Source organism: Amycolatopsis sp. NPDC059021 (genome assembly GCF_042739895.1).
Taxonomy (GTDB): domain Bacteria; phylum Actinomycetota; class Actinomycetes; order Mycobacteriales; family Pseudonocardiaceae; genus Amycolatopsis.
On the sequence record NZ_JBHYIQ010000030.1, the window covers coordinates 84,222 to 97,524 of the forward strand.

The window sequence follows — 13,303 nt, forward strand, 5'->3', positions numbered from 1 at the left end:
CGAGCGCCCTCCTTACACCGACCGACACGGATGTGCTCCCGCCCCGGAGGCCTCGCCCCCGCCCCACAGCGCGGAAGCGGACATGACACGGGGCCCTTCGGCGCGGCGAACGCACCGAAGGGCCCCCAATCACCTCAGAGTCCACAAAGGACCGCGAAACACCTACCAGGCGACCGGAAGTTCGGCCAAGCCCTGGAAGGCGTCTCCCGGCTTGACCCGGACCTCGTCGGCCGGGACCGCGAGACGCAGGCCGGGCAGCCGCTCGATGAGCCTGCCGAAGGCGATTTCCATGATGGCGCGCGCGTGGTTCATGCCCGCGCACTGATGGGTGCCGAACCCGTATGTCAGGTGATCGCGGAACGTGGGGCGGTGCCAGTCCAGGGTGTCGCCCCGGTCGTAGGCCTCCTCGTCGCGGTTGATGAGGGAGAACAGGAAGAACACGCCGTCACCCTTGCGGATGGTGGTGGTCCCGTCGACCTCGATGTCCGCCGCGGCCACCCGCTGCAGGCCGTCGGGGACGACCACGAACCGGGTCAGCTCGTCCACCGCGGCGGGCAGCAGCGACGGGTCGGCCCGCAGCTCGGCGAGCCGCTCGGGGTGCTGGAGCAGGGTGTAGGCACCGAGCGCGATCGAGCTCGACGTGGTGTCGTGGCCGGTCACCAGCACGATCAGGAACATCTGGAGGATCTCCTCGTGGTCCACGTCGCTCGAGGCGTCGCGCTCCGCGAGGAGAGCTTCGAGAAAACCCTCACCGGGGTTCTGCTGGGCCTTCTCGATCAGTTTGGTCAGGTAGGCCATGAGCTCGTCGTAGGCCCCGCCCGCGTCCGGGCCGAACAGGATCCGGTGCGCCTTCTTCTCGAAGTACTCCTGGTCCTCGTGCGGGATGCCCAGCAGATCGCACAACGCCATCAGCGGCACCGGCGAGGCGAACGTGCTGACCAGGTCCGCGGGAGCGCCCTTCTCGATCATCTTGTCCAGCTGCCGGTCGACGATCTCCTGGATCTTCGGCCGCAGGGAGTCGATCCGCTTGACGGTGAAGCCCGCCTGCACCAGTTTGCGCCGCGCGCGGTGTGCCGGGCCGTCGACGCCCACCAGCGCGGTCAGGAGCTTGATGACCTTCTGCTGGACGTCGCTGAATTCCACGGCCGCCGCCGCGCTCACCATCGGCCACGCGGGATCGGTGCGGTCACTGGAAATGCGCGGGTCGCACAGCAGCCTGCGGGCCAGGTCGTGGCCGGTGACGGCCCAGGCCTTGCGGCCGTCGTACAGGGTGATCTCGGCGATCGGGCGCCGGTCGGCCAGCGGTTCGTAGCCGGGCGCCGGTTTGTAGGGGCAGGTGCGGTCCTGCGGGAAGGCGACGGTTTCGGTCATGGGGAATCCTCCTCGGGCGAAAAGAGGCGTGGCTTCAGGACGCCGGCGGGACGAGCCGCACCGGGAGGTCCTTGGTCCGGGTGAAACCGGGCCGCAGGATCCACGGGACCTCTTCGCGCGGCACCGCGAGCGACAGGTCCGGGAACCGGGTGAACAGCCCGCGCAGCGCCGTCTCCGCCTCCAGATACGCGACGTGCTGACCGAGGCACCGGTGGATTCCCTTGCCGAAGCCGAGGTGGCTTTCGCTGCCCACGGCCAGCCGGTCGACGATCAGCTTCTCCGGCTCGGGGAACTTCCTCGGGTCGGCGTTCGCGGCCATGATCAGCGGCACGATGGGCATCCCCCGCGGGATCACCGTGCCACCCACCTCGATGTCCTCCGTGGCGAACCGCGGCTGCCCGAACTGGATCGGGCCGAGGCGCTGCAGTTCGCGGATGGCCTGCGGCCACATCGACGGGTCCGCCTTCAGCCGCGCGAGCTGGTCCGGGTGCTCGAGCAGGGCGAGCACCGAGTTCCCGATCAGGTAGGTCGTCGTCTGGTGCCCGGCGGTCACCAGGCTGAACAGGACGCCGACCAGTTCGTCGTCGGTGACAAGGCCGTCGTTCTTCGCCTGCGCCTCCACGAGCGCGGTGACCAGGTCGTCCTTCGGCTCGGCACGCCTGCGCTCGATCATCCGGCGCGCGGCGGCGAGTGTCTTGCGCACCTCGTCCGGCAGCCGCTCACCGTCCAAAGTGGCCATCGCGTCACTCCACGCACGCCACTGTGGACGGTCTTCCTCGTCGACGCCGACCAGCTCGCAGATCACCGTGACCGGCAGCGGGTAGCAGAACGTCTGGACGAGGTCGATCGGCGTGCCGTCCCCGCCCTCCGCCTCCAGCTTGTCGAGCAGGACGTCGGTGATCTCCTCGACACGGGGCCGGAACTTGCCGACCCGGTGCGCGGTGAGCGCGTAGGAGACCAGCTTGCGCAGCCGGGCGTGGTCTTCGCCGTCGGAGGCGTTGATGAGGTTCTTCAGCCAGGGGATCAGTTCCTCCGGCATGTTCAGGTGCTTGAAGACCCCGTTCCGGATGTCCTCGGCGGGCGAGTCCGGCAGCGGGTTGGTGAGGAACCGCGGGTCCATCAGGACCTGGCGCACGTCCTCGTAGCGGGCGGCCAGGTACATCGGCGGCCCGCCCATGAAGCCGCCGATCTGCAGCGTCGGTGCCTCGCGCACTCGGGCGTGCGCCCCCCACGGGTCAGCGACCACTTCTGGTGAGAAAAGGTCGACCGGCTCGGCCGAAGTGTTGGCCGTGGTGGTCATGGCCCCTCCCTTTCGTGTCAATGCATGCGATCCGTTGGCGTGGGATGGGCGCACAGCGGCCCCGTTTCGCAACGATAGGGAAGCGTTGCCGGGCTGAGCATCCCTCAACCTGATAGGCGTCTTCGCCATTCCCCAACGCGTTCCGACGCCGTGAAGGCCTCCTTACCGGCGTTGAGCGTCGGCAAGGAGGCCTTCACGGCAATATGTCTACAAAGGACTTTCGGGTCAGTGGGTGGCGACGAACTCCTTGAGCGTGCCGATCACGTACTCGATCATCTCCGTGGTGATGCCAGGGTAGACACCGACCCAGAACGTCCGCTCGGTCACGATGTCGCTGTTGGTCAGCGGGCCCGCGATGCGCTGCGGCCTGCCGATGTAGGCGGGGTGGCGGGTGAGGTTGCCCGCGAACAGCCGCCGGGTGCGGATGTTGCGTGCCTCCAGGTAGTCGACGATCTCCGGGACGTCGAAGCCCGCGTCGGGTTCCACCGTGATGATGAAACCGAACCAGCTCGGGTCGCTGCCCGGCGTCGGCTCGGGCAGCAGCAGTCCGGGCAGGCCGTCCAGGCCCTCGCGCAGCTGGCGCCAGTTGCGCTTGCGGGCCTCGATGAAATCGGGCAGCTTGGCCAGCTGGCTCAGGCCGAGCGCGGCGTGGATGTCGGTGCTCTTGAGGTTGTAACCGACCTCGGAGAACACGTACTTGTGGTCGTAGGCCTCCGGCAGCGTGCCGAGGTGGAGTTCGAACCGCTTCAGGCAGCGGTCGTCCTCGCCGGGCTCGCACCAGCAGTCGCGGCCCCAGTCGCGGAACGACTTCGCCAGCTTGGCCAGTTTAATGTCCGAGGACAGCAGCATGCCGCCCTCGCCCATGGTCAGGTGATGTGCCGGGTAGAACGACACCGTGGAGAACCGGCCGAACGTGCCGGTGAGCCTGCCGTGGTAGGTCGAGCCGACGGCGTCGCAGTTGTCCTCGATGAGGTGGCAGCCGTGCTGTTCGGCCAGTTCGGCGATTTCCGCCACCGGGAACGGGTTTCCCAGCGTGTGCGCGATCATGATGGCGCGGGTGCGCGGGGAGATCGCGGCTTCGACCCGCTCGGCCGTCGTGTTGTACGTGCCGAGTTCGATGTCGACGAACACCGGCACCATGCCGTTCTGCAGGATCGGGTTCACCGTGGTCGGGAACCCGGCGGCGACCGTGATGACCTCGTCGCCCGGTTTGAGCTGCTCGTCGCCCAGCGTCGGCGACGTCAGCGTGCTCAGCGCCAGCAGGTTCGCCGACGAGCCGGAGTTCGTCAGCACCGCCTTGCGCCGCTTGAGTTTCCTGGCGAAGGCCGACTCGAACCTCGTCGCGATCGTGCCGGAGGCGATCCGCATGTCGAGCGCGGCGGCCACCAGGGCTTCGCGGTCGTCGGCGTCCAGTACCGCCCCGGACGACAGGATCGGAGTCTTCCCCGGGATGAACGGCGCCTGGCCGGGGGAGTGGGCGTCGTGGTAGCCGCGGACCTGCTCCAGCAGCTGCGATCGGGCTGAGTCGGCCATGTCACAACACGCTAGGAGCGCGGGAACGGCGCGGCATCCCCCAACGTGGTAGGGCCGTTCCCGGTGGCGGGCGGAGACTACCCGCGTTGGTGATGGTTCCGGCCCGCGCTGTCGGCAAGCTTGAGCCGACACGCGCCGACCTGGGAGGACGATCGTGAAGGTTCTTAATCTCGCCGGGGTCGCCCCGTCGACGGTATTCAGTCACGTTCCGCTCGCGAACGCCCTGCGCAACCGGGGACACCAGGTCATGACGACCGCCTCGGTCGACACGCTGATGCCGACGATCGCCGAGGTCGGGCTCGCCGCCGTGCGGACGACGGACCCGGAGCTGAACCCGCAGAAGATCATCGCCCAGAGCGGGCTGACGCACGTGCCGGAGGACCCGGTGGAGCGCGAGATCATGGCGGGCCGCTGGTACGCGTACATGGAGTACGTGACCCTCGACGCCCTGCTGGCGTTCAGCAAGGACTGGCGCCCGGACGTCATCGTCAGCGGGGTCACCTCCTACTCCGGCCCGTTGCTGGCGGCGCACCTCGGAATTCCGTATGTACGTCACGCCTGGGACATCCACGACCCGCGGATGATGGACGAGGGTGCCGAGGACCAGTTGCGCGAGCAGCTGAAGGAGCTGGGCCTGGATCACCTGCCCGAGCCCGCGATGACGATCGAGATCGCGCCGCCGGGCCTGCGCCCGGCCGACGCCGCGGCCGCGCAGCTGATGCGCTGGATCCCCGGCAACTCGCAGGCCGTGGTGGAGCCGTGGATGTACACGAAGGGCGCGAGCACCCGGGTCGGGGTAACCCTCGGCACCGGCGTCGCGAGGTACAACCAGTACGACTTCCTGCAGAGCGTCGTCGAGAACATCGCCACCCTGGACACGGAGGTCGTGGTGGCGGTGGGCGAGGACGCGGCGCCCGAACTGCGCGAGCGGCTGAAGAACGTGCACGCGGGCTGGATCCCGATGGACGTCGTCGCGCCCACCTGTGACGTCCTGGTGCACCAGACCGGCGGCAGCACCATGATGACCGGGTTGAGCTTCGGGGTGCCGCAGGTGCTGATCCCCGACACCAGCATGTACCGCACCACGGACATGGCCCGCCGGCTCGCCGAGGCGGGCGCCGCGGTCGTGCTCTCCACGGAGGAGGCCGCGAGCGAGGTCATCGCGAAGACCTGTCAGGAGATCATTTCCAACCCGAGTTTCGCCGCGGCCGCGGGGAAACTCGCCGGTGAGATCGCCGCCCTGCCGTTGCCGGAAGAGGTGGCCCGCCGCATCGAGCGGATCGTCGGCGAGGCGTCCTGAGGACACCGGGAGTCCCGGCGCATGGCACGGGGTACGGGCCGTGCGCCCTTGCGGTGAAAGGCATCCATCGGAAATGAGCACTGGCAGCGTCAGTACCCGCAGCATGACCGTACGGCCGCTGGCCATCAGCGGCGCCTTCCTCGTCTCGTCCCGTTCGTTCACCGACGAACGTGGTGACTTCTTCGAGGTCTACCGCGAGGACGTGCTGACCGAGGCGCTCGGGTACCGGCCGAGGTTCATGCAGACCAACATCTCGACCTCGTGCCGCAATGTCCTGCGTGGGGTGCACGGGGCGGCCACCCCGCCCGGCCTGGCCAAGTACGTCACCTGCTTGCGGGGTTCGCTGCTCGACTTCGTCGTCGACGTGCGGACGGGCTCCCCGACTTTCGGGCAGTGGGACATGATGGTGCTCAACGGGCACGGCGGCACCGCGGTCTACGTCGAGGAGGGCCTCGGCCACGCCTTCGTGGCGCTGGAGGACGACACCTGCGTCCAGTACCAGCTCTCGGATCTCTACCGGCCGGCGGAGGTGCTCACCGTGCATCCGCTGGACCCGGAGATCGGCCTGCCGCTCAACCTGCCCGGCGAGCCCATCCTGTCCGATCGCGACGCCGCCGCGCCGACGCTGCGCGAGGCGGCCGAACTGGGCCTGCTGCCGGACTACGACACCTGCCTGGCGCTTCGCGCCTCCCGGATGCGATTGACCGGGACGCCCGCCGTGGCAAGGGTTTCCGGCTAGCGGCCTTCCGCTCGCTCGGCTTGTCGCGAACGACGCGTTCGGGACGTTCACCGTCCCCAATGGAGCGTTCGGGACACCGCGGTGGGCCGGTGGATCCGGGACCACCGCACTGAAGACGTCCTCCCGCACAGCGAAACCCGCCGAGGCGGGGATCAAGGCCCGGGACCGAGGTCCCGGGCCTTGGCCGTTCGACGGCCGCTCAGTTCACGCGCTCACCGGCCTGCGCCAGCGACGTACGCAGTGTCTCGCCGAGGAAGTCCAGGTCGGTGTCGGTGGAGTTCAGCGGCGGCGCGATCAGCAGGCCTTCACCGGTGCGGTCGGGGTGCCAGTTGACGAACGGGTACAACAGCAAGCCGTGGCTCCTGGTGATCCGCATGACGTCGCCGAGGGTGCCCGGCGTCAGCTCGATGCCGTAGAAGTAGCCGAGGCCGCGGACGTTCTTCACCACCGCCTGGCCCCGCACCGCCTCGGTGACGAGCTTGCCGACGGCCTCGCCCTTCACCACGTCGCGGTCGAAGACGCCGAGGTCTTCCAGCACCGAAAGCACCGCGAGCCCGGCGGTGCCCTGCAGCGGCGTCGCCGACATGGTTCCCATGAGCGGCAACCACTTTCCGCTGGACATGATGTCCTCGGCCAGCCGCGGCGCGAGCATCGTCGCGGCGAGCGGGACGTAGCCCGCGCCGAGTCCCTTCGACAGCGTCACGATGTCGGCGTCCGCGCCCGGGGTGTGGTGCGAGGCCAGCGGCAGGCCGGTGCGGCCCAGCCCGGTCAGCACCTCGTCCTGGATGAACAGGACGCCGTACTCGTCGCAGATCTCGCGGACCGCCCGCAGGTATCCGGCCGGTGGCACGTATCCGCCGCCGGTCGTGCCGTTGACCGGCTCCAGCAGGACCGCGGCGACCGTTTCCGGGCCGGCCTCGACAATGGCGTCGCGCACGGACCGCGCGCATTCGGCCTGGCAGACCGGGAGCGGACAGCCGAGGTGCTGGCCGGGATAGGGCGGGTCGAAGGCGGGGGCGACGCCGAAGCTGTCGTCCGGGTGCGGCCGCCGGGAACGGTGACCGGACAACGCCAGCACGAACGCGCTGTTGCCGTGATAGCCCAGCGAGGACGTCAGGATCTTGTGCCTGCCCTCCTCACCGCGGGCCCGTTGCACCAGCCGGGCCAGCGCGATGGCGGCCTCGGTGGCGTGCGTGCCGGTGGGGGTGAACATGACCTGGTCGTCCGGCCGGTGCACGGCGCGCGCGGTGGCGGCGGCCAGCTGCTGCATCTGGGTCGGCGCGAACGTGCCGGGGCTGGCGTAGGTGCAGATGCCGACCTGCTCCCGCAGCGCGTCGACGACGACGGGATGGGCGTGGCCGATGTTCACGTTGACGATCCCGCTGGCGCCGTCGAGATAGCGCTTCCCGTCGGAGGCGTAGACCCAGGACCCGGCGGCGTGGCTGTACGGGATCGGGGGAATCTGCAACCGCGCGGCCAGCAGCTGGGACGTGCCGGCGGCCTGGGGCACAGTCATGGTCACGATAGGGATCCTCCTGGCATCGAACCCACCGGCTCGGTGGCGTGATCGAGGTAAAGCCTCGCCTTGGTGCGGATGTCGTCGACGAGCACCGCCTGCCGCGCGACGTCGTCGTTGTCCGGGAGCCGTCCCGATCGGACGGCCGTGGCGAACGCGGTGAGCGTGTTCGCCACCTGGTCGTCGGCCCGCAGCAGGATTTCGTCGACGCCCGACCGCCGTTCCAGGCGTACTACCGGGACGTGGTCGGCGCGCGGGGTGAAGGCCTGGTCGAGGACGATCCGTCCCGCGCTGCCCCAGAGCTCGTAACCGGACCGGTAGGCGTGGTCGAGGCCGAAGGCCACGTGCGCGCCGACGCCGCCGGTGGTGCACAGCAACGCGTGCCCGCCGGAGTCGACGGACTGGCCGTGCCGCCGGGTGAGCACCGCCGAAACGACGTCCACATCGTTGCCGAGAAAGGACATCGCCGCGCGCACCGGATACACGCCGGTGTCCAGGAGCGCTCCGCCGCCGAGTTCGGCGCTGTGGCGGATGTCGCCTGCCGGTCGCCTCGGCACGGCGAACGCGGCGTGGAACGCCCGCAGCTCGCCGATCGCGCCGTCCTCGAACAGCTCCCTGACCGCCGCGTGCTGGCTGTGGCGGAGGAACATCAGGTTCTCCATGAGCACCAGCCCGGCCGACCGTGCCGCGGCGAGCAGCGCGCACGTCCGGGAAACGCTGGTGGTCAACGGTTTCTCGGCGAGCACGTGCTTGCCGGCCGCCAAGGCGCGCTCGATCCAGTCGGCGTGCGCGGCGTTCGGCAGCGGGATGTAGACGGCTTCGACCTCGTCGAGGTCGAGGAGTGCCGGATAGCCCTCGACCGCGCGGCAACCGTAGGCCAGTGCGGCCTTCCCGGCCTTGCCGACGTCCCGGCTGGCGATCGCCGTGATTTCCGTGCCGGAAAGGTCCGCCATGGCGGGGAGCATCTTGCGGAGTGCGATGCTCGCGCATCCCATGATCCCGATGCGCAGGGGAGTCACGAGGTCTCCTTTCCCGGCGTGCCGAGGCGGAGCGCGATTCCGGCACTGATCACCTTCGACGCTAGGGCAGACTCGTCCGCCTTCGCATCCCTCATGCTGATAGAACTACGCGGAACCGGGCGGCGCGGACGTATTTCCCGGAGTCATCCCCTTTTGTTTACGCGGACCCCGTCAATTCATCGGACAAATCATCCGGCGGACGGTACGTTGCCGGTATGGCCACTGGGATGAAACCATTCAGGTTCGGGGTCGACATGATCGCGCCCGCCCCGCGCGCCGCCTGGATCGAGAAATGCCGCAAGGCGGAGGATCTCGGATACGACATCATCGGGGTGGGTGACCATCTGGGAATGCTGGCACCGTTTCCGTCGCTGATGGTCGCCGCCGAGAACACCGAACGCGTCCGTCTCAAGACCTTTGTGCTCAATGCCGGTTTCTACAATCCCGCGCTGCTCGCCAGGGATGTCACCGGCACCGACCAGCTCACCGGCGGTCGTTTCGAAGTCGGCCTCGGCGCGGGATACGTCAAGGACGAGTTCGACGCCGCCGGGATTCCCTTTCCGTCCGCCCGGCAGCGGCTCGACCACCTGGCGCGGACGATCAAGGAACTCAAGGACCGCTACCACGATCCGGACCATCAGCCGCGGCCGGCGCAGCGGCCCGGCCCGCCACTCCTGCTGGGCGGGCACAGTGACGGCCTGCTGGCCCTCGCCGCCGAGCACGCGGACATCATCGGGTTCATCGGCTCCGCCGTCTCGCACAAGATGGTGCTGGCCGACGCCGCCGAGATCGCCCGGCGGGTCGGCTTCACCAAGGCCGCGCTCGGCCCCCGCCTGCCGGAGGTGGAGCTGAACATCCTCGCCAACTTCGTCGAGATCACCGAGGATCGCCGGGCTCGGCTGGAGGCACTGCACCAGCGGATGCCCGAGCTCACGGCCGAGGAGCTCGGCGAGCTGCCGACCGTGCTCTTCGGCACCGCCGCGCAGGTCGCCGAGCAGCTCGAGGCCCACCGGGAGCGCTACGGGATCAGCTACTTCACCGTGATCGAGAGCAACCTCGAAGCGCTGGCCCCGGTGATCGAACTCCTGCACGGGAAATAGGACACCGGTCCGTATCGAAGGGAGCACGCACGTGGCACACCGCCCGATGAAGTTCTCCACCTTCCATCTCTTCCACCAGTTCGCCGGGCAGTCCGCGCGGGAGGTGTACGACTACCATCTCGAACTCGTCGAACTGCTGGAGGAACTCGGCTTCGACGGCGTGTGGATGGCCGAGCACCATTTCCACGACTTCGGGACCGTGCCCAACACCCTCACCATGCTCGCGAATCTGGCGGCACGCACCGAACGGCTCCGGCTCGGCACCGGGATCGTGGTGCTGCCGCTGCGCGACCCGATCCACGTGGCCGAGGAGGCCGCGATGGTGGACCTGTTGTCGGGCGGCAGGCTCGAGCTGGGCATCGGCCGCGGTTACCAGAGCATCGAGTTCGAGAACTTCGGGCTCGATCTCGCCGAATCCCGTGACCGGTTCGACGAATGCCTCGACATGCTGCTCGGCCTCTGGACCACGGACGGTTTCGAATACCAGGGCCGGTTCCACCAGACCACCCACCCGCTGAGCCTGTGGCCCAAGCCGGTGCAGCGGCCGCATCCGCCGCTGCACGTCGCCGCCATCAGCCCGGAGACCGTGCGGACCTACGCCGCCCGCGGCCTGCCGATCCTGGCCGACCCGGCCGCCCCGTTCGCGCGGATCGCCGAGGCCGCGCGGACCTGGTACGCGACCGCCACCGCGCACGGGTTCGACACCGAGGACGCGGAGCTGGTCGCCAGCCGCGTCGTGTACGTGGCGGAGTCCAACGAGCGGGCACGTGAGGAACAGGCCCGGTTCGAGGCGGCGTTCGACCGCACGCGGATCTTCCTCGCGGGCAACGCGCCGATCGACTCGAAGACCGGTGGCGCCGCCAAGAGCTACGAGTACCACTTGGAGCGCCTCAAGGACATCGCGGCGGACGAGGACTTCGGGTGGAACCAGCTGGAGGTGATCGGCGATCCCGAGCGCGTCATCGCCCAGATCAAGTCCATTCAGGACATGGGGTACGGAAATCTGCTGTGCGACTTCGGCTCGACCCGGCGGATGCCGATCGAGGAGATGAAGCAGCTGCTGAAGTTCTTCGCCGCCGAGGTCATGCCCGCGTTCCGTTGACCGGACAGCGGTGCTCCCGGGCAGGAGGAGCGACGAGGAGGAAGGCGTCATCGTGGATCTGAGCATGACCGAGCGGGAACAACAGGAGTTCCTGGCCGGCAAGCACATCGGCGTGCTGGCGGTGCAGCGGAGAAGCGGGCCGCCGCTGGCCGTGCCCATGTGGTACGGCTACCGGCCCGGCGGCGACGTGGTCCTGTGGACCGACGGCGAGGACACCTTGAAGGGCCGCCTGATCAGGAAGACCGGCGCGTTCACGCTGGTCGTCCAGAACGAGGATCCGCCGTACCGCTACGTGTCGGTGTCCGGTCCGGTCACCGCCTGGGAGGAGGCCACCGTCGAGGCCGCCTTCCCGGTAGCCGCGCGGTATCTGCCCGAGCAGCAGGCGAGGGAGTTCGTCGAGGCGTTCAACCCGGGCCACGTGATCATCAGGATGACGCCGGATCGCTGGCGCAGCATCGACTACGGCAAGACGTCGAACGTCCTCACCGACCGCGACGGTACCCATCTCCAGGAACACGTGCGGCTCGCTCAGCGAGGGCGTGGCCGCGGTCCCGCCGCCGACGGCTAGCCCGGCTCCGGGAGCGGGACGCCTATCAGGTCGGGGGATGCCCAGCGCGCCGAGGCTGTCCTACGCTCCGGGAAGACCAGGCAGGTCGGCGTGTTTCCCTTGTACCCGAGGAATTCTCGGTGTCCGGGACCCGGGCTGCGGGAGCAGCACCCACCGGCGCCGGCCGCGGTTCTCCGGCCGGCCCGGCGGGTGGGCACGACAGCGAGGGAGTCACGTGGTCTACAGCGCGATACACACGGACACGAGACAGGACGGGCGTTCCGAATCCGCCGCGGCCGACGACGCGGTCATGTCCATGGCGGACTTCCATTCCTGGTTCAACGCGCGGGCCCGCGCGCACAGCTTCCGGGTGGACCGGATCCCGTTCGCGGATCTGTCCGGCTGGGACTTCGAGCCGGACACGGGCAACCTCGTCCACGCCAGCGGGCGGTTCTTCTCGGTCGAGGGACTGCGGGTCCGGACCGACCGGCCGTGGGTGAGCGAGTGGATCCAGCCGATCATCGTGCAGCCGGAGATCGGTGTGCTCGGCATCCTCGTCAAGCGGTTCGACGGCGTCCCGCACTGTCTGATGCAGGCCAAAATGGAGCCGGGCAACATCAACGGCCTGCAGATCTCGCCGACGGTGCAGGCCACGCGCAGCAACTACATGAAGGTCCACGGCGGCGCGGCCACCAAGTACATGGAGTACTTCCGGCCGGACTCCCGCGGCCGGGTGCTGTTCGACGGGCTGCAGTCCGAGCAGGGCTCGTGGTTCCTGCACAAGCGCAACCGCAACATCGTCGTCGAGACCGAGGACGACGTGCCGCTCGACGAGGACTTCTGCTGGCTCACCCTCGATCAGATCCGCCGCCTGCTGCGGCTGGACCACATGGTGAACATGGACTCCAGAACCGTCCTGTCGTGCGTCCCGCCCGCACTGGTGCGGCCGGGCGACTGGGACGGCGGCGAGGACTCCTTCGGTGACGCGGTCCTGCGCTCGTTGTCGGGGCACGGCAGGGCCGTCAACGATCCGGCGCGGATCCTCAGCTGGCTCACCGAGGTGCGGGCGCGCCAGGAACTGGTGCAGCGCCGGGTCCCGCTCAAGGAGGTCGTCGAAGACGGCTGGCGCCTCGGGAACGAGGTCATCGACCATCGGGACGGCAAGTACTTCGACGTGGTCGCGGTGGATGTGCGGGCCAGCAACCGCGAGGTCACGTCGTGGACCCAGCCGCTGGTGGCGCCGAAGCAGTCCGGCCTGCTGGCGTTGCTCGTCAAGCGCATCGGCGGCACCCTGCACGCACTGGTGCAGGCCCGCAGCGACGCGGGCACGCTCAACATCGCCGAGCTGACCGCCACCGTGCACTGCCAGCCCGGCAACTACGCCGACGCGCCGGAGGAATACCGCCCGCCCTATCTCGACTACGCGCTGGCCGCGCCCACGCACCGCGTGCGGCTGGACGTCGTGCACTCCGAGGAGGGCGGCCGTTTTTACCACGCGCAGAACCGCTACCTGGTGATCGAGGTCGAGGACGACTTCGCCGCCGAGTCCGACGACCGGTACCTCTGGACCACGCTGAACCAGCTGATGTCGCTGCTCTCGCACAGCAATTACCTGACGGTGGAACTACGCAGCCTCATGGCCAGCATGCGCAGCCTCTGAATGCCGTTAAGGCCACCTTACGGGCGTCAGACGCCCGGAAGGTGGCCTTAACGGCACGTTCGTCCTTTGTGGACTACGAACCGGCGGGAACGGCGGCGTGCAGCCGGTCCCGCAGG

General features: G+C 68.9%; 11 protein-coding genes. 6 read left to right on the forward strand and 5 right to left on the reverse strand.

What is annotated here, in order from left to right; all coding sequences use genetic code 11:
* Positions 1-162 precede the first annotated feature (162 nt).
* From ACFWX1_RS19680 to rfbH, 3 genes are all read right to left on the reverse strand, one after another.
* On the reverse strand, positions 163-1,371 hold the full coding sequence (locus ACFWX1_RS19680) for a cytochrome P450 (protein WP_378389198.1): 1,209 nt from the start codon (positions 1,369-1,371) through the stop codon (positions 163-165).
* A 34-nt stretch (positions 1,372-1,405) separates the two neighbouring features.
* Positions 1,406-2,671 carry a cytochrome P450 gene (locus ACFWX1_RS19685; RefSeq protein ID WP_378389200.1) on the reverse strand — a complete coding sequence of 422 codons (1,266 nt, stop codon included), beginning with the start codon at positions 2,669-2,671 and terminating at the stop codon, positions 1,406-1,408.
* A 225-nt stretch (positions 2,672-2,896) separates the two neighbouring features.
* A complete protein-coding gene (rfbH, locus tag ACFWX1_RS19690) occupies positions 2,897-4,204 on the reverse strand; it encodes a lipopolysaccharide biosynthesis protein RfbH (protein WP_378389202.1) in 1,308 nt (435 codons plus the stop codon).
* 154 nt (positions 4,205-4,358) lie between these two features.
* Between rfbH and ACFWX1_RS19695 the strand changes: the two genes are divergently transcribed.
* Complete coding sequence (locus ACFWX1_RS19695) at positions 4,359-5,504, forward strand: glycosyltransferase (protein WP_378389204.1); 1,146 nt, start codon at positions 4,359-4,361, stop codon at positions 5,502-5,504.
* Positions 5,505-5,607: 103 nt separating this feature from the next.
* Positions 5,608-6,243, forward strand: a complete 636-nt coding sequence (locus tag ACFWX1_RS19700; protein ID WP_378389218.1) for a dTDP-4-dehydrorhamnose 3,5-epimerase family protein — start codon at positions 5,608-5,610, stop codon at positions 6,241-6,243.
* A 199-nt stretch (positions 6,244-6,442) separates the two neighbouring features.
* On the opposite strand, the gene ACFWX1_RS19705 is transcribed toward ACFWX1_RS19700, so the two are convergent.
* Positions 6,443-7,759, reverse strand: a complete 1,317-nt coding sequence (locus ACFWX1_RS19705; protein ID WP_378389220.1) for an aspartate aminotransferase family protein — start codon at positions 7,757-7,759, stop codon at positions 6,443-6,445.
* Between the two features lie 2 nt (positions 7,760-7,761).
* Entirely contained in the window at positions 7,762-8,778 is a 1,017-nt protein-coding gene (locus ACFWX1_RS19710) for a Gfo/Idh/MocA family protein (protein WP_378389206.1), read from the reverse strand.
* Between the two features lie 215 nt (positions 8,779-8,993).
* Here ACFWX1_RS19710 and ACFWX1_RS19715 point away from each other — a divergent pair, with 215 nt between their 5' ends.
* The 4 genes from ACFWX1_RS19715 (at position 8,994) to ACFWX1_RS19730 (ending at position 13,187) form a co-directional block, all read left to right on the forward strand.
* Entirely contained in the window at positions 8,994-9,878 is an 885-nt protein-coding gene (locus ACFWX1_RS19715) for an LLM class F420-dependent oxidoreductase (protein ID WP_378389208.1), read from the forward strand.
* Between the two features lie 31 nt (positions 9,879-9,909).
* Positions 9,910-10,980: an LLM class flavin-dependent oxidoreductase gene (locus ACFWX1_RS19720; RefSeq protein ID WP_378389210.1), complete on the forward strand. Its 1,071-nt coding sequence runs from the start codon at positions 9,910-9,912 to the stop codon at positions 10,978-10,980.
* Positions 10,981-11,032: 52 nt separating this feature from the next.
* Entirely contained in the window at positions 11,033-11,548 is a 516-nt protein-coding gene (locus tag ACFWX1_RS19725; protein WP_378389212.1) for a pyridoxamine 5'-phosphate oxidase family protein, read from the forward strand.
* A 214-nt stretch (positions 11,549-11,762) separates the two neighbouring features.
* Positions 11,763-13,187, forward strand: a complete 1,425-nt coding sequence (locus ACFWX1_RS19730) for an NDP-hexose 2,3-dehydratase family protein (protein WP_378389214.1) — start codon at positions 11,763-11,765, stop codon at positions 13,185-13,187.
* Positions 13,188-13,303 lie beyond the last annotated feature (116 nt).